This window comes from Streptomyces sp. NPDC008086 (genome assembly GCF_042957325.1).
Lineage (GTDB): Bacteria > Actinomycetota > Actinomycetes > Streptomycetales > Streptomycetaceae > Streptomyces.
Map to the genome: position 1 here is coordinate 58,227 of NZ_JBIBIA010000002.1, position 19,536 is coordinate 77,762.

17 protein-coding genes are annotated in these 19,536 nt (G+C 70.4%); 8 read left to right on the plus strand and 9 right to left on the minus strand.

The window, feature by feature from the left end; genetic code table 11:
• Positions 1 to 10: 10 nt before the first annotated feature.
• Positions 11 to 1,129, minus strand: coding sequence for an alpha/beta hydrolase (locus ACFZBP_RS06210; RefSeq protein ID WP_383449520.1), 1,119 nt, complete (start codon positions 1,127 to 1,129; stop codon positions 11 to 13).
• A 248-nt stretch (positions 1,130 to 1,377) separates the two neighbouring features.
• Between ACFZBP_RS06210 and ACFZBP_RS06215 the strand changes: the two genes are divergently transcribed.
• The 6 genes from ACFZBP_RS06215 (at position 1,378) to ACFZBP_RS06240 (ending at position 6,652) form a co-directional block, all read left to right on the plus strand.
• Positions 1,378 to 3,258 (plus strand): phosphatidylglycerol lysyltransferase domain-containing protein, encoded by a 1,881-nt coding sequence (locus ACFZBP_RS06215; protein ID WP_383449519.1) that lies wholly within the window; start codon positions 1,378 to 1,380, stop codon positions 3,256 to 3,258.
• 166 nt (positions 3,259 to 3,424) lie between these two features.
• Positions 3,425 to 4,330 carry a dihydropteroate synthase gene (folP, locus tag ACFZBP_RS06220; protein WP_391410488.1) on the plus strand — a complete coding sequence of 302 codons (906 nt, stop codon included), beginning with the start codon at positions 3,425 to 3,427 and terminating at the stop codon, positions 4,328 to 4,330.
• Entirely contained in the window at positions 4,327 to 4,830 is a 504-nt protein-coding gene (locus ACFZBP_RS06225; protein WP_383449517.1) for a nuclear transport factor 2 family protein, read from the plus strand. Before folP ends, ACFZBP_RS06225 begins: the two co-directional genes overlap by 4 nt.
• A gap of 306 nt (positions 4,831 to 5,136) precedes the next feature.
• Positions 5,137 to 5,496, plus strand: a complete 360-nt coding sequence (gene folB, locus ACFZBP_RS06230) for a dihydroneopterin aldolase (RefSeq protein WP_383449516.1) — start codon at positions 5,137 to 5,139, stop codon at positions 5,494 to 5,496.
• Positions 5,493 to 6,104, plus strand: coding sequence for a 2-amino-4-hydroxy-6-hydroxymethyldihydropteridine diphosphokinase (gene folK / locus ACFZBP_RS06235; protein ID WP_391410491.1), 612 nt, complete (start codon positions 5,493 to 5,495; stop codon positions 6,102 to 6,104). The genes folB and folK overlap by 4 nt, the downstream gene beginning before the upstream one ends.
• A 59-nt stretch (positions 6,105 to 6,163) precedes the next feature.
• Positions 6,164 to 6,652 (plus strand): DUF3180 domain-containing protein, encoded by a 489-nt coding sequence (locus tag ACFZBP_RS06240; RefSeq protein WP_383449514.1) that lies wholly within the window; start codon positions 6,164 to 6,166, stop codon positions 6,650 to 6,652.
• Positions 6,653 to 6,663: 11 nt separating this feature from the next.
• On the opposite strand, the gene ACFZBP_RS06245 is transcribed toward ACFZBP_RS06240, so the two are convergent.
• The 7 genes from ACFZBP_RS06245 to dacB form a co-directional block, all read right to left on the minus strand.
• Entirely contained in the window at positions 6,664 to 7,656 is a 993-nt protein-coding gene (locus ACFZBP_RS06245) for a hypothetical protein (RefSeq protein WP_391410493.1), read from the minus strand.
• A gap of 71 nt (positions 7,657 to 7,727) precedes the next feature.
• On the minus strand, positions 7,728 to 8,333 hold the full coding sequence (gene folE, locus ACFZBP_RS06250; protein WP_391410495.1) for a GTP cyclohydrolase I FolE: 606 nt from the start codon (positions 8,331 to 8,333) through the stop codon (positions 7,728 to 7,730).
• A 141-nt stretch (positions 8,334 to 8,474) separates the two neighbouring features.
• Entirely contained in the window at positions 8,475 to 10,514 is a 2,040-nt protein-coding gene (gene ftsH / locus ACFZBP_RS06255) for an ATP-dependent zinc metalloprotease FtsH (protein ID WP_383449512.1), read from the minus strand.
• A gap of 206 nt (positions 10,515 to 10,720) precedes the next feature.
• Positions 10,721 to 11,281, minus strand: a complete 561-nt coding sequence (hpt, locus tag ACFZBP_RS06260; protein WP_062723367.1) for a hypoxanthine phosphoribosyltransferase — start codon at positions 11,279 to 11,281, stop codon at positions 10,721 to 10,723.
• Between the two features lie 75 nt (positions 11,282 to 11,356).
• A complete protein-coding gene (gene tilS, locus ACFZBP_RS06265) occupies positions 11,357 to 12,547 on the minus strand; it encodes a tRNA lysidine(34) synthetase TilS (RefSeq protein WP_391410497.1) in 1,191 nt (396 codons plus the stop codon).
• Positions 12,548 to 12,758: 211 nt separating this feature from the next.
• A complete protein-coding gene (locus ACFZBP_RS06270; RefSeq protein ID WP_062723365.1) occupies positions 12,759 to 13,883 on the minus strand; it encodes a zinc-dependent metalloprotease in 1,125 nt (374 codons plus the stop codon).
• Positions 13,884 to 14,464: 581 nt separating this feature from the next.
• Entirely contained in the window at positions 14,465 to 16,090 is a 1,626-nt protein-coding gene (dacB, locus tag ACFZBP_RS06275) for a D-alanyl-D-alanine carboxypeptidase/D-alanyl-D-alanine-endopeptidase (protein ID WP_391410500.1), read from the minus strand.
• A 79-nt stretch (positions 16,091 to 16,169) separates the two neighbouring features.
• Here dacB and ACFZBP_RS06280 point away from each other — a divergent pair, with 79 nt between their 5' ends.
• Together ACFZBP_RS06280 and ACFZBP_RS06285 are read left to right on the plus strand one after the other, a co-directional pair.
• On the plus strand, positions 16,170 to 16,661 hold the full coding sequence (locus ACFZBP_RS06280; RefSeq protein WP_217207198.1) for an inorganic diphosphatase: 492 nt from the start codon (positions 16,170 to 16,172) through the stop codon (positions 16,659 to 16,661).
• Positions 16,662 to 16,790: 129 nt separating this feature from the next.
• Positions 16,791 to 18,422 (plus strand): threonine/serine exporter family protein, encoded by a 1,632-nt coding sequence (locus ACFZBP_RS06285; RefSeq protein WP_391410502.1) that lies wholly within the window; start codon positions 16,791 to 16,793, stop codon positions 18,420 to 18,422.
• A gap of 95 nt (positions 18,423 to 18,517) precedes the next feature.
• On the opposite strand, the gene ACFZBP_RS06290 is transcribed toward ACFZBP_RS06285, so the two are convergent.
• Entirely contained in the window at positions 18,518 to 19,429 is a 912-nt protein-coding gene (locus ACFZBP_RS06290) for a VTT domain-containing protein (RefSeq protein ID WP_391410504.1), read from the minus strand.
• Positions 19,430 to 19,536 lie beyond the last annotated feature (107 nt).

Below are 19,536 nucleotides of genomic sequence, written 5' to 3' on the forward strand. Positions count from 1 at the left end.
GCGGGCCGGGTCACCTGCCGCCCAGCCGCCCGCTCATCCACTCCAGCGTCCCCGGAATCTCGCGCCGCCAGGTGTTGAAGTTGTGCCCTCCGCTTTCGAGGATGATCGACGAGATCCGCGTCAGCTTCGTGGCCTTCACGCGTTCAATGAACTTCAACGTGGCCTTGTAGTTGGATTCTCCAACCTTGCTGCTGCTGACAAGCAGTGAAGTGTCCGGAGCCGGCATGTGCTTGAGGTACCACCACAGGTTCGCGCGATTGCGCAGTTCCTTGTCGCCGTGGAAGAGATCGCCGGTGGTGGGGTCGCTCGGCGCGTTGTAGTAGGCGGAAAGGCCCGCCCCGGCGGCGTACACGCGCGGGTGGTGCATGGCGAGCTTCAGCGCGCAGTAGCCGCCCGTGGAGTCGCCGATGATGCCCCAACCGCCCTGCCCGCGGGTCACCCTGTACTGGCCGCTCACGGCATCGGGCAGGTCCTTGGCGAAGAACGTCTCGGTCTGCGGGCCGCCCGGAATGTCCACGCACTCCGTGTCCCTGGGCGGCGCCACGGTCGGCCGCAGCATCACGAGGATCATCGGCTGCATACGGCCGTCCTCGGCGAGCCGCGCGGCCGTACGCGGATAGTCGAGTTTGTCCACCAGCGCCTGGGCCGTCCCGGGATACCCGGTCAGCACGACCGCCGCCGGGAACGTACGGGTGCGGTACCTCGGCTGGAAGTACTCGGGCGGCAGATAGACGAACGCGGGCGTGGCGATGTGTGTCGTACGGCCCACGACGGCGATCTTCTGGATCTGTCCGCCCAACTGCGGCCGTTCACTGGCCGCCCCCGGAACCCGCCGGGTGTCCACGACCTTCAGCGGCCCGCCGGCCGGCGTGTGGTCCACCACCACGCCCTGGCCCTTCTCCTGCCCGAACAGGTCGGCCCAGGTGGCGTAGAAGCCGAAGGCCTGGTTGGCGGCGAGACCGACCGCCGTGAAAAGCATCAACTGTGTGGACAGGAGCAGGCCTACGCGGCCGCTCACGGCCCGCCAGCCGCGCCGGGCCAGCCGTGGCCACAGCCAGACCGTGCCGACGAACAGCCCTAGGGCGGCCAGTACCGCCAGCACCAGCACCTTGTCGCTCGTGAGACCCATCGATGGTTACCTGTTCGCGCTTTCCGCCCGGTCCCACGCTTCCCCCGCGCTGCCTCCCCCGCTCCTTCGCAAGGGCTTGCCCCGGACTTTCCTTGGCCTTTGAAACGGTTTTGGGGAGCCGAGTGAACCTCTCCCCTCGAGACACCGTCCTAGAGGGCGCAATGTCGCCGGATGCCCCAATCGGGCACCGGATCCAAGGTCTCTCGCAGAACTAATGGGATGCGATGTCTGTCAGGACAGATGTGGAAATGTCGGGTGGGGTTCCCCAACGATCAAGCCAGGCAGGGCACCTGCCGGGCCGAGTACGGCATCTGCTCCGCGGCCCGCGCCCGGAGGCCGTTCCGGTCCTCGTCGGCAGGGCCTGCGCCCTGGTGGGGCTGCTGGACATCGCCGCGGGCGTCTTCCCGCGGTTCCGGCACAGCCGTATGCACGCCATCGCCGAGGTGCTGCCGGGCTCGACGGGCCCGTTCGCGGCCGCGCTGTCGCTGAGCGCCGGTGTGCTGCTGCTCCTGCTCGCCCACGGCCTCAAGCGGGGCAAGCGGCGGGCCTGGCGGGCCGCCGTCGTCCTGCTCCCGGCCGGCGCCGTGGCGCAGTTCACGTACCGCCACTCCGTGGTGGGCGTCCTCATCTCGCTGGCGCTGCTGGCCCCCCTGCTGATCCACCGCGACCAGTTCAGGGCCCTGCCCGACCCGCGCAGCAGGTGGCGGGCGCTCGCCAACTTCATCCTCATGGGCGCCGGTTCGCTCGCCCTCGGCCTGATCATCGTCAGCGCCCACCCGAACACCCTGGTCGGCGACCCGAGCCTGGCCGACCGCATCACGCACGTCCTGTACGGCCTGTTCGGCTTCGAGGGCCCCGTCGACTACCAGGGCAACACCTCCTGGACGGTCGCCTTCTCCCTCGGCGCCCTCGGCTGGATCACCGCGGTCACCACGATCTACCTCGCCTTCCGCCCCGAACACCCCGCCGCACGCCTCACCGAGGACGACGAGGCACGCCTGCGCGCCCTGCTGGAGAAGCACGGCGCCCGCGACTCCCTCGGCCACTTCGCGCTCCGCCGCGACAAGGCCGTCGTCTTCTCCCCCAGCGGCAAGGCGGCCGTGACCTACCGCGTCGTCTCCGGCGTGATGCTCGCCAGCGGCGACCCGATCGGCGACGTCGAGGCCTGGCCCGGCGCCATCGAGCGCTTCATGGACGAGGCCCGCGCCCACTCCTGGACCCCGGCCGTCATGGGCTGCTCCGAGACCGGCGCCGAGGTGTGGACCCGCGAGACCGGGCTCGACGCCCTCGAACTGGGCGACGAGGCGGTGGTGGACGTCCCGGATTTCTCGCTCACCGGCCGCGCGATGCGCAACGTACGTCAGATGGTCAAGCGCATCGAGCGCGCCGGTTACGAGACCCGGGTACGGCGCGTCCGTGACCTCGGCGAGACCGAGCTGGAGCGCATCCGGCAGGCCGCCGACGACTGGCGCGGCACCGACACCGAGCGCGGCTTCTCCATGGCGCTCGGCCGCATCGGCGACCCCACCGACGGCGACTGCCTGATCGCCACCGCCCACAGAATTGAAGGGGCGGCGCGAAGCGCCTCAGGTAGGGCGGTGGTGGGCGACGGGTGGGCCGACGAGGAGCCGGGGCCGTACGGCGACCTCAAGGCGATCCTCCACTTCGTGCCCTGGGGCACCGACGGGGTCTCCCTGGACCTGATGCGCCGCGACCGCTCCGCCGACCCCGGCATGAACGAACTGCTCATCGTGGCCGCTCTCCAGGCCGCCCCGAAGTTCGGCATCGCGCGCGTGTCCCTCAACTTCGCCATGTTCCGCTCGGCCCTGGCCCGCGGCGAGAAGATCGGTGCCGGGCCGGTGCTGCGCGCCTGGCGAGGCCTGCTGGTCTTCCTGTCCCGCTGGTTCCAGATCGAGTCCCTGTACAAGTTCAACGCCAAGTTCCGGCCCCGCTGGGAGCCCCGCTTCGTGGTCTACCGGGCCTCCGCCGACCTGCCCCGCCTCGGCTTCGCCGCCATGCAGGCGGAAGGCTTCGTGAACCTGGCCCTGCCGCGCTTCCTGCGCCGCCGTACGACCGCCCCGCGGCCGTGCGCGCACCGGGCGGCAGAGCGGGACGTCCAGGCGGCATAGCGGCAGACGGTTCGGCAGTGCCCCAAGGGGCGCGGGACGGGGTCCGATGCGCGGCTCCACCGCGTGGGCGCGGCCAGCCACAACGGGCCCGCAGCCGCCCGCCGACCTGTTCCGGCACCTGCAGGGGAGCGCCCGGCCCTCCCGGCGGAGCGCCTACGCTGAACCTATGAGCAAGCAGAGCGGACGCGGGCGCGTCACGGGCCTTCCGCAGTGGGACCGGTGCGCGGTCATGGGAGTCGTCAACGTGACCCCCGACTCCTTCTCCGACGGCGGCCGCTGGTTCGACACGACCTCCGCCGTCAAGCACGGCCTCGCCCTGGTCGAGGAGGGTGCCGACCTGGTCGACGTCGGCGGCGAGTCCACCCGCCCCGGCGCCACCCGGGTCGACGAGGACGAGGAACTGCGCCGGGTCGTCCCCGTCGTCCGCGGCCTCGCCGCCGAGGGCGTCACCATCTCCGTCGACACCATGCGCGCCTCCGTCGCCGAGCAGGCCCTCGCCGCCGGCGCCGCCCTCGTCAACGACGTCAGCGGCGGCCTCGCCGACCCCGCGATGATCCCGGTCGTCGCGGACGCCGGCGCCCCCTTCGTCGTCATGCACTGGCGCGGCTTCCTGGAGGGCGGCAACGTCAAGGGCGCCTACGCCGACGTCGTCGCCGAGGTCGTCGACGAACTGCACGCACGCGTGGAGGCCGTCCTGGCCGGCGGCGTCGCCCCCGACCGCGTCGTCGTCGACCCCGGACTCGGCTTCTCCAAGGACGCCGAGCACGACCTCGTCCTCCTCGCCCACCTCGACCGCCTCCTCACCCTCGGCCACCCCCTGCTCGTCGCCGCCTCCCGCAAGCGGTTCCTCGGCCGTGTCCTCGCCGGACCGCAGGGCGCGCCGCCGCCCGCCCGCGAGCGCGACGCCGCCACGGCCGCCGTGTCGGCGCTCGCCGCGCACGCCGGCGCGTGGGCGGTGCGCGTGCACGAGGTGCGCGCCACGGCGGACGCCGTGCGCGTCGCCCGCGCCGTCGAAGAGGCGCGCACGCCCGAGAACACGCCCGGCGCGGACACCGCGGAAGGAGCCCGGTGAGCGCCCCCCACACCGACGTGGAGCAGGTCGAGGCCGCCAACACCGCCTTCTACGAGGCACTGGAGCGCGGCGACTTCGAGGAGCTCTCCTCGCTCTGGCTCACCCCGTCCGACCTCGGCATCGACGAGACGTACCACGACCCGGCCGACGCCGGCGTGATCTCCTGCGTGCACCCCGGCTGGCCGGTGCTCACCGGACGCGGCGAGGTCCTGCGCTCGTACGCGCTGATCATGGCGAACACCGACTACATCCAGTTCTTCCTCACCGACGTACACGTCTCCGTCACCGGCGACACCGCCCTGGTCAACTGCACCGAGAACATCCTCAGCGGCGGCCCCGCACCCGACGGCGACGGGGAGCTCGGGCCACTCGTGGGCCAGCTCGTCGTCGCCACGAACGTGTTCCGGCGCACACCCGACGGCTGGAAGCTCTGGTCGCACCACGCCTCACCGGTTCTGGCCGAAAACGACGAGGCCGAGGACGACGCCACCCCGTCCTGAGTGGGTAGGCGACCCACAGGGACGACGCGAGGGCCGACGCGCGGGAGCCACCCGCAAGGGTCCCCGCGAGACCCCGCCGGGACCAACGAGTGGTTGGAATCACGCCTGCGCGGGTAGGCGCGGCTACCAACCCATGAGGCGCCGGGTTCCCCAGGGGAAACACGCGATGAATCCTCCGGCCCCGGCCCGGACCCACGCCCCCGTGGCCCGGCCCTGTCAGTGCCCGCAGGTAGATTCGTTCGAGGCCGGTGTGCCGCCCGCACACGGCATCGACCGGCCTCACCGACGATTGCAGGAGTGATTCGCGTGGATCGTGTCGCGCTGAGCGGCCTGAAGGCCCGCGGGTACCACGGCGTGTTCCCCGAGGAGCGCGAGAAGGGCCAGACCTTCGTCGTGGACCTCGTCCTGGGCCTGGACACCCGACCGGCCGCCGCCGACGACGACCTGACGAAGACCGTGCACTACGGCGTCGTGGCGGAGGAGGTCGTGGCCGTCGTCGAGGGCGAACCGGTCAACCTCATCGAGACGCTCGCCGAGCGCATCGCCCAGGCCTGTCTGAAGCACGAAGGGGTCCAAGAGGTCGAGGTCCGCGTCCACAAGCCGAACGCGCCGATCACGGTCCCCTTCGACGACGTGACCGTCACCATCACCCGGAGCCGAGTATGACTGCACCCTTCATCAAGGGCCCCAGCGACCCGACCGTACAGCCGGTACCCGCCTCCGTCGTCGAGCAGGTCGACGCCGCCGACACCACCCTCCACAACCCGAAACGGGCCGTGATCTCCCTCGGCGCCAACCTCGGCAACCGCCTGGAGACCCTGCAGGGCGCCATCGACGCCCTGGAGGACACCCCTGGCGTGCGCGTCAAGGGCGTCTCCCCCGTGTACGAGACGGAGCCCTGGGGCGTCGAGCCGGGCACCCAGCCCTCCTACTTCAACGCGATCGTGGTCCTCAAGACCACCCTCCCCCCGTCCTCGCTGCTGGAGCGGGCGCACGCGGTCGAGGAGGCCTTCCACCGCGTACGGGACGAGCGCTGGGGCGCACGCACCCTCGACGTCGACATCGTCTCCTACGCCGACGTCGTCTCCGACGACCCCACCCTGACGCTCCCCCATCCCCGCGCCCACGAACGGGCCTTCGTCCTCGCCCCCTGGCACGACCTGGAGCCCGAGGCCCAACTGCCCGGCGTCGGCACGGTCGCCGACCTGCTCGCCGTCGTCACCCGGGACGGCGTCACCCCACGCAAGGACCTGGAACTCCAGCTCCCCGAATAGTCGTTAAGGTCAGGACGACCCCACACTCCGTGGGGACCCGGGGGAGCTGAAGGGACACCGTGAGAGAGCTGCGCATCAGGATGCTGGCCGGCGTGTTCGTCGTCGCCGGCGTCCTGTCCTGGGCGGGCGCCCGCCTGTGGAACTCGGTCGGGACCCTGCCCAGCGTCCCCCTGGCCGCCCCCATCGTCCTGGCGGTCATCGCCGTGGTCCTGCTGGCCACGGCCCTGTCGATCCGCGCCCGCCTCAAGGCCCAGCGCGAACGCCGCCCCGAGGCCAAGGGCGTCGACCCCCTGATGGCCGCCCGCGCGGTCGTCTTCGGCCACGCCAGCGCCCTGGTCGCCGCCCTCGTCGCCGGCATGTACGGCGGCACCGGCGTCTTCCTCCTGGAGTCCCTCGACATCCCGGCCCGCCGCGATCAGGCCATCTACGCCGGCTTCTCCGTCCTGGCGGGCATCGGCGTGATAGCGGCAGCGATGTTCCTGGAGCGCGTGTGCAAGCTCCCGGAGGACGACGAGCACAATGGCGCGGGGACGGCGCCGACGGTCTGACGGCGCCGAGTTCACCAGGGCTGGCGGAGAAGGTGGCCGTTCACCAGGAAATTCGGGTAGGGCTCCAGCCGATAGCTGTACAGGGTGAACGGCTTCGCGCTCCCGGCCCTGCGTAGTCGTACCTCCCGCACCTCGACCCACGTCGACTCGACGAGTCCCAGCCGATGCTTCTCAGGCTTGAACGTTCCTCGCAACGGCCAACTGTCGGCCACGACCAAGTGCGAGGCCAGCCCCTTGCCCCGAGGTGTGAACTTGGCCCCCACCACCTGTGCCAGCTCAGACAGGAACGTCTGATTGGAGCTGACCAGCAGGCGGGCGCGGTAGTTCTTCGGACGGAATCCGTCACCGTCCGTGTACCCGTCGAGAAACCCCTCGAACGTCTCTCTGTCCCGAAGAACGACCCGAGGAAAGCGCTGCCGCATGTGATGCGCGTCCCCACCCACGTATTGCCTCATCAGGTCAGCCAAGTACGAGGAGACGACACGTACTCGGAACCCCGGCGCGTCTCGTTGAAGGTAGCCGGAAGGGCGCGTGACTGCTTCCAGGCGGGCGGGCAACCCGGTTGCAGCGGTCAGACACGCTGCGAAGCGCGAGGCGAACTCCTGGTCGTTCACCACCAGCGATACGTAGTTCCTGCCGACTGTCCCGTCCGAGCAATTGGCCCCGAGCAGGTAACCGAATTCATAGCCCGGTTTGACTGTCAACCGCTCGCGGCACAGCTTGCGGGCGTGAGTCCAGGCGAGAACGGTTCCCTCAGCGTCTCTGGCATGTACCCACCCATCGGGCGTACCCAACAGCTGGTCCGGAGCCACAGTGAACGTGACGTGATCGGTCACGATCTCCGCGACCTCGCGGACCTTGACCGCCACCACCTCGGTGACGGTCGTCTGAGCCGTGCGATCCGCGTCCAACGTCCAGAGCCGAGCGCCCACCTGGACGCTTCGCGCCGGCAGGCGCCCGCCGACCGCATTCACCGTCTGCTTGCTGGGCAGCCCAAACCCCACGGGGTCCCCCCCCTTGATCAGCGATCAACTCCACTGATCAAGGACGGTATCGGGCACCACTGACAATCGGGTCAGCGCGCCAGTATCAGGCTCATTGCCTCGGCCCGGGTCGTAGCGTCCCGAAGCTGCCCACGCACCGCGGATGTCGTGGTCTTGGCACCCGGCTTACGGATCCCGCGCACCGACATGCACATGTGCTCGGCCTCGATGACGACGATCACACCCCGGGCCTCGAGAATCTTCATGAGGGAGTCGGCAACCTGCGTGGTGAGCCGTTCCTGCACCTGCAGACGGCGGGCGAACACCTCAACAAGCCGGGCAAGCTTCGACAACCCTGTGATCTTGCCACTTTCAGCCGGAATGTACCCAATGTGAGCTACACCATGGAATGGCAACATGTGATGCTCGCACAAAGATACGATTTCAATATCTTTGACCAGCACCATCTCGTCATGCCCGATATCGAACGTAGTCGTCAGGACATCCTCGGGCTGCTGCGTATGTCCCGCCAGAAGCTCCCGATAAGCCCGCGCCACCCGAGCCGGCGTCTCCTTCAACCCCTCCCGATCGGGATCCTCCCCGACCGCGATCAGCAGCTCACGCACGGCGTTCTCGGCGCGCTTCTCGTCGAACTCTCCGATGCTGCCCTCGCCGTCCAGCGTCACGGGGTCGGTCATGTGGTGCCTCGTTCCATCGCGGGTGGCGCGTGTGGGTCACGCGTCTGAACTGCGGGCATACGAAAATACCGCGCCCCCCAGGCTAAAACCTGGGGGGCGCGGCATCCATTCCGGGCCTGGTGGAGGCACCAGGGCCTGGCGTCAGCTCTCGGGTCGGTCCTCGGGGGCCGGCTCGGCCGCCGGGGCGGGGTCCGTGAGCGTGGACTTGGCGGTGGAGATCGCCGGTGTCGCGCCGTTGGCGCCGTTCGTCAGTGCGAGCTCCTTCGGGGAGAGCACCGGCGGACGGGTGGACGGCGTGCGGCGGGAGGAGCCGGTCCAGGCGGGACGCGGCGGACGCTTGACGATCGGGGCGAAGATCTCGGCGATCTCCTCCTTGCCCAGCGTCTCCTTCTCCAGCAGCTGCAGGACGAGGTTGTCGAGGACGTCGCGGTTCTCGACCAGGATCTCCCAGGCCTCGTTGTGCGCGTTCTCGATGAGCTTCTTGACTTCCTCGTCCACCAGCGCGGCGACCTCTTCCGAGTAGTCGCGCTGGTGAGCCATCTCACGGCCGAGGAACGGCTCGGTGTTGTCGCCGCCGAACTTGATGGCGCCGAGTCGCTCGGTCATGCCGTACTGCGTGACCATCGCGCGGGCCGTGGTCGTGGCCTTCTCGATGTCGTTCGCGGCGCCCGTGGTCGGGTCGTGGAAGACGAGCTCCTCGGCCGCGCGGCCGCCCAGCATGTAGGCGAGCTGGTCCAGCATCTCGTTGCGGGTCGTGGAGTACTTGTCCTCGTCCGGCAGGACCATCGTGTAGCCGAGAGCACGGCCTCTGGAGAGGATCGTGATCTTGTGGACCGGGTCGGAGTTCGGTGAGGCCGCCGCGACCAGGGCGTGTCCGCCCTCGTGGTACGCGGTGATCTTCTTCTCCTTGTCCGACATGATCCGGGTCCGCTTCTGCGGGCCCGCCACGACGCGGTCGATGGCCTCGTCCAGCATCTGGTTGTCGATGAGCTTCTTGTCCGAGCGGGCCGTGAGCAGCGCGGCCTCGTTGAGGACGTTGCTCAGGTCCGCGCCGGTGAAGCCCGGCGTGCGGCGGGCGACCGCCGACAGGTCGACGTCCGGGGCGACCGGCTTGCCCTTCTGGTGGACCTTGAGGATCTCCAGACGGCCCTGCATGTCCGGGCGGTCGACCGCGATCTGGCGGTCGAAGCGGCCGGGGCGCAGGAGGGCCGGGTCGAGGATGTCGGGGCGGTTCGTGGCGGCGATGAGGATCACGCCGCCCTTCACGTCGAAGCCGTCCATCTCGACGAGCAGCTGGTTCAGGGTCTGCTCGCGCTCGTCGTGGCCGCCGCCGAGGCCGGCGCCGCGGTGGCGGCCGACCGCGTCGATCTCGTCGACGAAGACGATCGCCGGGGCGTTCGCCTTGGCCTGCTCGAACAGGTCTCGGACTCGGGAGGCACCGACACCGACGAACATCTCGACGAAGTCGGAACCGGAGATCGAGTAGAAGGGGACGCCCGCCTCGCCGGCGACGGCGCGCGCGAGGAGCGTCTTGCCGGTGCCGGGAGGCCCGTAGAGCAGTACGCCCTTGGGGATCTTGGCACCGACGGCCTGGAACTTCGCCGGTTCCTGGAGGAACTCCTTGATCTCCTGGAGCTCCTCGACGGCCTCGTCCGAGCCGGCGACGTCCGAGAACGTCGTCTTCGGGGTGTCCTTGGTGATGAGCTTGGCCTTGGACTTCCCGAAGTTCATGACCCGGGAGCCGCCGCCCTGCATCTGGTTCATCAGGAACAGGAACACGACCACGATGAGAACGAACGGCAGCAGGGAGAGCAGGATGCCGACGAACGGGTTCTGCTTCGACGGCGAGACCGTGTAGCCGTCGGGGATCTGCTTCTGCTGGTACTTGTTCTGCAGCGTGTTGGCGATGTCGACGCCCTGGTCGCCGATGTAGCTCGCCTGGATCTTGGTGGCGCCCTCGACCTTTTCGCCGTCCTTGAGCTGCGCCTTGACGATCTGTTCGTCGCCGGTGGTCAGTTTGACCGACTCGACCTTGTTCTCATTGATCGCCTGAACGACCTGGCCGGTGTCCACCGTCTTGTAGCCGCCGGACGAGCCGACGACCTGCATCAACACGACCACGGCAAGGACGGCCAGCACGATCCACATGACCGGCCCACGGAAGTATCGCTTCACGTCCATCCATACGGAGCGGTGCCGCCCCGTCCCTCCTGCCATAGTGAGTTTGATAAGACAGTTCTTCTGACGGTACCCCAGCTTCGTCGACCGTAGCCGCACGGGAGGGCTGGCAAGCCCGTCTGCATGCTCCAACGGCGCGGGGCCCGCAGGGGTTCCCGATCTTCGTACGTGCTTGGGCCCTTCGGGTCCGGTTGCCCGGACCGGCGGGCTCAGCCTCCGTAGACGTGGGGCGCGAGCGTACCGACGAACGGGAGGTTGCGGTACTTCTCGGCGTAGTCGAGGCCGTAGCCGACGACGAACTCGTTGGGGATGTCGAAGCCGACCCACTCCACGTCGATGGCGACCTTCGCGGCGTCCGGCTTGCGCAGCAGCGTGCACACCTTCAGGGAGGCGGGCTCGCGGGAGCCGAGGTTGTTGATCAGCCAGGACAGGGTCAGGCCGGAGTCGATGATGTCCTCGACGATCAGGACGTGCCGGCCCTTGATGTCGGTGTCGAGGTCCTTGAGGATCCGCACGACCCCGGAGGACTGGGTGCCGGCGCCGTACGACGACACCGCCATCCAGTCCATGGTGACGGGGGTGGACAGCGCCCGGGCGAGGTCCGCCATGACCATCACCGCGCCCTTGAGGACGCCGACGATGAGCAGGTCCTTGCCCGCGTACTCCGCGTCGATCTTCGCGGCCAGCTCGACCAGCTTGGCGTCGATCTCTTCCTTGGTGATGAGTACCTCTTGGAGGTCGGCACCCATGTCTTTCGCGTCCACCCGCATCACTTTCGGTCGTCCCACCGGCCGGTCCGGCCGCTCACGCGACCCCGCTGGAGGGGGCCGGTGGGAGGTCCGGTTTCAGCCTTGCCGAATCACCAGTCTGCCACCCTGCCGCTGGGCGACGACTTTGCCGGGGAGATTGATGGCCCCCTGGCCGCGCCAGCCGGTGATGAGGCGGTCGACTTCCTCGATGTGGCGGGCGAACAGCGCACCGGCGGGTGCCCCGGCCTCGATGGCGGCGCGGCGCAGGATCCGGCGGCGTACGGCGGGCGGGAGCGCGTAGAGCTTGGCGCACTCCAGGAGGCCGGCCGAGTCGCGTACGGCGGCCTCGGCCTGGCGGGCCCAGGAGTCGAGGGCGTCGGCGTCGTCGCGGGAGAGCTGGGCCGTCCGGGCGAGGGCTTCGACGACGCCCTTGCCGAGTGCCTTCTCCAGGGCGGGCAGGCCCTCCTGGCGCAGCCTCGAGCGGGTGTACGCGGGGTCGGCGTTGTGGGGGTCGTCCCAGACCGGCAGGGACTGGACCATGCAGGCCTTGCGAGCGGTCTGCCGGTCGAGTCCGAGGAAGGGGCGGCGGTAACGGCCGCCGGCCCCCGAGACCGCGGCCATTCCGGACAGGGAGCGGATGCCGGAGCCTCGGGCGAGGCCGAGCAGGACGGTCTCGGCCTGGTCGTCGCGGGTGTGGCCGAGCAGGACGGCGGTGGCGCCGTGGCGAGTGGCGGCGGCGTCGAGGGCTGCGTAGCGGGCGTCGCGGGCGGCGGCCTCGGGGCCGCCCGCGCGGCCGACGGTGACGGCGACGGACTCGGCAGGTTCGAGGCCGAGTTCGCGCATGCGCAGGACGACTTCCTCGGCGCGCAGGTCGGAGCCGGGCTGCAGACCGTGGTCGACGGTGATGCCGCCGGCGCGGATGCCGAGTTTGCGGGCCTCGAAGGCGAGGGCGGAGGCGAGGGCCATGGAGTCGGCGCCGCCGGAGCACGCCACGAGCACGAGCGGGGAGGGGGGTCGCTCGTGCGGGGTGGTCTGCGGGGGTTCCTGCGGGGTGGCGCCGTGGAGCTCGTACGGGAGTGCGAGCGCCGTGTCGTGCGCGGCGGGTGCGGCACCGGGCGAGGGCGCGGACAGCACGGCGGGCGGCGCCGCGTGCGCGAGCTCGTGGGAGGTCGCACGCGGGCGGCCGGGCGCGGGGGCGTCGGCGGTGCTGCTGTGTTCGGTGAGGATGTCGTGGAGGACGCGGCGGACCGCCAGGCGTATCGCCGCGACCGCAGGATGGGGACCCATGTCCGGTTCCCTTCATGAAATTGTCGGGGGGTGAGCCCGAGGTCGGTCACTCAGAGTGTGTAGATGGTGACAGAACCGGGCCGTTCCCCGAGCATTGCACGCCTACCCATGGCTCACGGTCCCTCGGACGGGTGATTGGAGGGGCGTTCGCCTGCCGTCGGCCGGATTCGGTTCACGACGTTCGTATGAGATGCACGCCTCGGCGCGTGATTCACGACTCCGCCTTGCGGTGCACCCGCGCGATCCAGTCCGCGGGTTTGGCGATCTCCGCCTTGGTCGGGAGGGTGTTGGGGGAGGTCCACACGCGGTTGAAGCCGTCCATGCCGACCTGGTCGTGGACGGCGCGTACGAAGCGTTCGCCGTCGCGGTACTGCCGGAGTTTGGCGTCGAGGCCGAGCAGTTTGCGCAGGGCCATGTCCAGTCGGGAGGCGCCCTTGGCGCGTCGCTGCTGGAACTTCTCGCGGATCTCGGCGACGGTCGGGACGACCTGGGGGCCGACGCCGTCCATCACGAAGTCGGCGTGACCCTCCAGGAGGGACATCACGGCGGTGAGGCGGCCGAGGATCTCCCGCTGGGCCGGGGTCTGCACCAGTTCGACGAAAGAACGTCCGCCGTCGTCCTCCTCGGCCTCGGGGCGGCCGCCCGAGAGGGACTGCGCGGCCTCGCGGATTCGTTCGAGGACGGTCATGGGGTCGACGTCGGTCTCCCCCAAGAAAGACTGGATTTCGCCCTCCAGGTGGTCCCGCAGCCACGGAACGGCGCTGAACTGCGTGCGGTGCGTCTCCTCGTGGAGGCACACCCAGAGGCGGAAGTCGTGGGGCTGTACATCGAGTTCGCGTTCGACGTGCACGATGTTCGGGGCGACGAGCAGGAGTCGGCCGCCGCCGTTCTCGCCCGCCGGGAGTTCGCGGGTGGCGGGGGCGAAGGTCTCGTACTGGCCGAGGACGCGGGAGGCCAGGAAGGACAGCAGCATGCCGAGTTCGACGCCGGTGACCTTGCCGCCGACGGCGCCGAGGACCGCGCCGCCGGTGCTGGTGCTGCGGCGCTCCTGCATCTTCTCGAGCAGCGGCTTGAGGATCTGCCGGAACCCGGCGACGTTCGCCCGGACCCAGCCGGGGCGGTCGACGACGAGGACGGGGGTGTCGTGGGTGTCCTCCGTGCCCATACGAGTGAAGCCCCGGACGTGTTCCTCCGAGGCCTTGGCATGTCGGCGCAGCTCGGCGACGACGGCCCGGGCCTCGTCGCGGCTCACCTCGGGGCCCGGCCGCACGAGCCGGGTCGCGGTCGCCACCGCGAGATTCCAGTCGACCATCTCGGCACCACCGATGCTCGTCATGTGTCAACCGTACGTGAGCGTTACCACTTGGGGCAGGCCGTGGGGGTTGGTGGGGCCACGGGGTGTTTGACGGGGCTCGGGGTGTTGGTCGGCGGGGGCCGGGGCTGTTCGGGCGTCGGTCGGCGTTGCAGGGCGCCGTGTGGGTCGGTGGGGGTGACTCGATCGGCGTTGTGAGCGCCGCGATCGGGTCGGCGGAGGCCGGGGGCCGCTCGGGCGGCGACCGGCGCCACGGCTGGTGCGCGCTCGGGTCGGCAGGGGCCAGGGGCCCGTTCGAGCCACCACCGGCGCCACGGCTGGTGCGCGCTCGGGTCGGCAGGGGCCAGGGGCCTGTTCGAGCCACCACCGGCGCTGCAGGCCGTGCCCACCCGTTCCGTCCTGCGGAACGACTGCCCACGGTGGCAGCAGGCGGTGGGCGGGCCTGCGGATGGCGGACAGGCAGGCGCCATAGGGACGGCGGCAGGCCGGGGCGGACGCTCGGGCGGCGGACGGACGGCAGGCAGGTGCTGGCAGGTGGCGGGACGGGCGGCGCGGACGCCGGACGGGGGGGTGAACGCGCGGACAGGCGGGTGGTGGCGCGGGTGTTAGGCGCAGCCGCAGGACGCCAGGGCTGTCGCCGTTCTGTCGAGGGTCGCTCGGGCCGCTTCCGTGTTGGCGCCGGTGGAGAGGAAGGCGAAGGCGAGGAGGTGGCCGTCCTGGTCGACGACGGTGCCGGCCAGGGTGTTCACGCCGTTCAGGGTGCCGGTCTTCGCTCGGACGAGGCCGGCCGCGCCGTCGGTGTAGCGGGTGGTGAGGGTGCCGGTGAAGCCGGCCACGGGGAGGCCGGTCAGGACGGGGCGGAGTTCGGGGTGGGCGGGGTCGGCGGCCTTGGCCAGGAGGGCGGTGAGGAGGTCGGCGGTGAGTCTGTCGTCGCGGTCGAGGCCGCTGCCGTCCTTGAAGTCGGCGCCCGCCACGGGCAGTCCGAGCTTCCGCAGCCGGTCCCCGATCGCCTTGCCCGCGCCGTCGAAGTCGGCGCGCGCGCCGCTCGCCACGGCGGTCTGGCGGGCGAGGTGCTCGGCGATGTCGTTGTCGCTGTTGGTGAGCATCCGCTCGACCAGGGCGGACATCGGCGGTGAGGTGACCTCGGCCAGCGGCTCGGCCCGGTTCGTGGCCTTCGACGGACCCGGCGCCGTCGTCTTGACCCCGCGGTCCGCGAGGAGCTCCGCGAACTGGGCCGCCGCGTCCTGGGCCGGGTCCTCCACCCGCTTCGCCGGCCCGCTGGTGGAGTCGTTCGTGCGGGCCTCGTCGACCATGAGGGCGCTGACCGGGGCGAGGTTGCCGTTGACGCCGATGGGGTGCAGTTCGGGGCCGGCGTAGAGCGTCTTGTCGTACGAGAGGGTGACCTCGCGTACGTCCCGCTTCTTCAGGGCCTTGGCCGTGCGGTCGGCGAGGTCGCGCAGGCCGGCCCAGCCGTCGGCGTCCTTGCGGGCCGTCAGCGTGGGGTCGCCGCCGCCGACCAGGACGAGTTCCCTGGTGTCGGGTTCCAGGACCGCGCGGGTGGTGAGGCGGTGGTCGGGGCCGAGCGCGGTGAGGACGGCCACGGCGGTGGCGATCTTCGTCGTGGAGGCGGGGGTGAGGGGCTGGTCGGCGGCCTCGCCGTAGAGCTGCTTGCCGGTCGCCACGTCGACGACCGCCGCCGTCCTGCGGGCACCGAGCTCCGGGTCGTCCAGGAGCGGGCCCAGGAGGCCGGCGAGGGCCTTGGCGCTCGGGGCGCCGTGCGCGGTGCCGACACCGCCGCCCAGACCGGGCAGGACGGAGGCCGCGCTGGGCGCGGGACGGGGCGTGCCGGCGGCCGTATCGGACGTATCGGAATTACGGCCGTGATCTGCGCCACCCGTGCGCTCTTGGACGGCCGCCCGGTCCCGCTCGGCCGTACGCTGACCGGTGGAGTCCCAGGGGCCGGCGGCGGTCACCACTGCGGCGGCCAGCGCCAGCCCGGCGGTGGCGGCGCCCGCGGTGTACTGCCAGGTCTTCGGCCTCGTCATCCGCGCGGCCTGTGGGGAGACGGCTCGCGCGAGCCGTGCGACCCGCGGCTTCGCGGCCGTCGCGGCGCGTGCGAGACGTGGCCGTACGGCCTCCGCGGCCCGTGCCAGACGGGGTCGTACGGCGCCCGCGACCCGCGTCACATGCGGTTTCGCGGCTCGCCACGGCCTCAGCTCTGGCACGACCACCAGCCCCTTTCGCGATCACACACCTGCGTGAGGGACACTTAACCACCAGAACTATGTGTTGATCATGGAGGAGCCACCGGTGGAGTTCGACGTCACGATCGAGATCCCGAAGGGTTCGCGGAACAAGTACGAGGTGGACCACGAGACCGGTCGGATCCGCCTGGACCGTCGACTCTTCACCTCGACCGCCTACCCGACCGACTACGGCTTCGTCGAGAACACCCTCGGCGAGGACGGCGACCCGCTGGACGCGCTGGTCATCCTGGATGAGCCGACCTTCCCGGGCTGCCTCATCAAGTGCCGCGCGATCGGCATGTTCCGGATGACGGACGAGGCCGGCGGCGACGACAAGCTGCTGTGCGTCCCGGCGACGGACCCGCGGGTGGAGCACCTGCGTGACATCCACCACGTCTCCGAGTTCGACCGCCTGGAGATCCAGCACTTCTTCGAGGTCTACAAGGACCTGGAGCCCGGCAAGTCCGTCGAGGGCGCCAACTGGGTGGGCCGCCAGGACGCCGAGATCGAGATCGAGCGGTCCTACAAGCGCTTCAAGGAGCAGGGCGGCCACTGAGCCCTCCGACTGAGCCACCGTCGGCTCCTCGCCATGTGAACAGGCTGCACGCGTGCGCGTGCAGCCTGTTCGCGTGTGTGTGCGCATACTGAGTGCGGCAGGAGGTGTCGTACAGGGAGTGCTGCGCACGTGACGGACGCGGAGGACCGCAAGCCGCAGTCGGACGAGGCGAGGATGGCTTTCACCCCGCCCGCCGGTGTGGAGGTGAGGGACAGCGAGTCGGAGACCACGTCCGAGTTCGCCCTCCCCCAGGGCCTGGGCGTGCCTCAGCCGCCGGTCCAGGAGCCCGAGGGGTCGGCGTTCAGCAGGCCGAGCGGCTACAGCGTCGAGGACGCCTCGCCGGCTTTCACGCCCGCCGGTGGCATACCGCGGGTCAGCCTGACCAAGGACCTGCCCTGGCAGGACCGGATGCGCACCATGCTGCGGATGCCGGTGGCCGAGCGGCCCGCGCCGGAGCGGATGCCCAGGGCGGAGGAGGAGGGTCCGGCCGTCCCGCGCGTGCTAGACCTGACCCTGCGTATCGGCGAGCTGCTGCTGGCGGGCGGCGAGGGCGCGGAGGACGTCGAGGCGGCGATGTTCGCGGTCTGCCGGTCCTACGGCCTGGACCGCTGCGAGCCGAACGTCACCTTCACGCTGCTGTCGATCTCGTACCAGCCGTCGCTGGTGGACGACCCGGTCTCGGCGTCCCGCACGGTGCGGCGGCGCGGCACCGACTACACGCGGCTGGCCGCCGTGTACCAGCTCGTCGACGACCTCAGCGACCCGGAGAGCCACATCTCCCTGGAGGAGGCCTACGGGCGGCTCGCGGAGATCCGACGCAACCGGCACCCGTACCCGACCTGGGTGCTGACCTCGGCGAGCGGGCTGCTCGCGGGCGCGGCCTCGGTGCTGGTCGGCGGTGATCTGATCGTGTTCGTCGCGGCCGCGCTGGGCGCGATGCTCGGCGACCGGCTGGCGTGGCTGTGCGCGGGGCGGGGGCTGCCGGAGTTCTACCAGTTCACGGTGGCCGCGATGCCGCCGGCCGCGATCGGGGTCGCGCTGACGCTGGCGCACGTCGACGTGAAGGCGTCCGCGGTGATCACCGGTGGGCTGTTCGCGCTGCTGCCCGGGCGGGCGCTGGTGGCGGGTGTGCAGGACGGACTGACCGGGTTCTACATCACCGCCTCGGCGCGGCTGCTGGAGGTCATGTACTTCTTCGTCGGCATCGTCGTCGGCGTGCTGGTGATCCTGTACTTCGGCGTCAACCTCGGTGCCAAGCTCACCCCGGACGAGGCGCTGGGGGCCTCCGACCGGCCGTACTGGCAGATCGCCGCGTCGATGCTGCTGTCGCTGACCTTCGCGGTACTGCTCCAGCAGGATCGATCCACCGTGACCGCGGTGACCCTCAACGGGGGTGTCGCGTGGGTGGTGTACGGCGCGATGCACTACGCCGGTGAGTTCTCGCCGGTCGCCTCGACGGCCGTCGCGGCGGGGCTGGTGGGGTTGTTCGGGCAGCTGATGGCCCGGTACCGGTTCGCTTCGGCGTTGCCGTACACAACCGCGGCGATCGGGCCGCTGCTGCCGGGGTCGGCGACGTATTTCGGGCTGCTGGCGATCGCGCAGAACGACGTGAACAAGGGGTTGGTGTCGTTGGCCACGGCGGCTTCGTTGGCCATGGCCATCGCCATCGGGGTGAACCTCGGGGCGGAGATCTCGCGGATGTTCCTGCGGATCGGGTCGCCGGAGAAGCGGCGGGCCGCCAAGAGGACGCGAGGTTTCTGACGCCGGGTGCCTACTGGCTCGGTCCTGCTGGATGGACGGTGGCCGCAGGTGGTTCGTGGCTTGTCGCGCAGTTCCCCGCGCCCCTTGAGGGCGTTTCAGTAACCCTGGTTGGGCGGGTACTGCTGGTTGCCGTACTGCTGCTGGCCGTAGCCCTGCGGATACTGCTGGGCGTACGGCTGCTGCTGGGGCTGCTGGTCGTAGTACTGCTGGTCGTAGCCGTACTGCTGCTGGCCCTGGTCTCCGTACTGCTGGCCCTGGTGGCCGTACTGCTGCTGGGGCTGGGGCCGGTCGTCGGACGGGATGGCGCGGAGCTGGGTCGTGGCGTCGTCCATCATCGGGTGCTGCTGGTGGGCCGGGGTCGGGGCCGCCGGGGTCTCGGTCGCGGTGCGCTTCTTCTTGGCGCGCTCGCGGAGGTACTCGATGATGATCGGGACCAAGGAGACGAAGACGATCAGGACGAGGATCGCCTCGACGTTCTTGTTGATGAACTCGATCTGGCCGAGCCAGTAGCCCGCGAGGGTGACGCCGGTGCCCCAGGCGATGCCGCCGATGACGTTGTACGTGAGGAACGTGGCGTACCTCATGCGGCCGGCGCCCGCCACGATGGGGGCGAAGGTGCGCACGATCGGCACGAAGCGGGCGAGGACGATGGCCTTCGGGCCGTACTTCTCCATGAACTCGTGCGCCTTGTCCAGGTTCTCCTGTTTGAAGAGCTTGGAGTTCGGGCGGTTGAAGAGCTTGGGGCCCAAGAACTTGCCGATCATGTAGCCCACCTGGTCGCCGATGACGGCGGCCAGCACGATCAGGGTGCACACCAGCCACAGCGGCTGGCTGATGTAGTTCCCCTCGGCCACGAACAGACCCGCCGTGAACAGCAGGGAGTCCCCGGGCAGGAAGGCGAAGAGGCCGGACTCGGCGAAGACGATCAGCAGGATGCCAGGGAGGCTGAACGTCTCGATCAGATAGTCCGGGCTGAGCCACTCGGGGCCGAGCGCAAGCGTGGTCACGGGATCGTGGCTCCTGCGGGGAGGGGGCGGGGGGTTGAAGCTGGCTGCTCAATTATCAACGCTGCACCGGCCGCCCAGGTTCCATGGACCCCCTCAGGATGCACTGT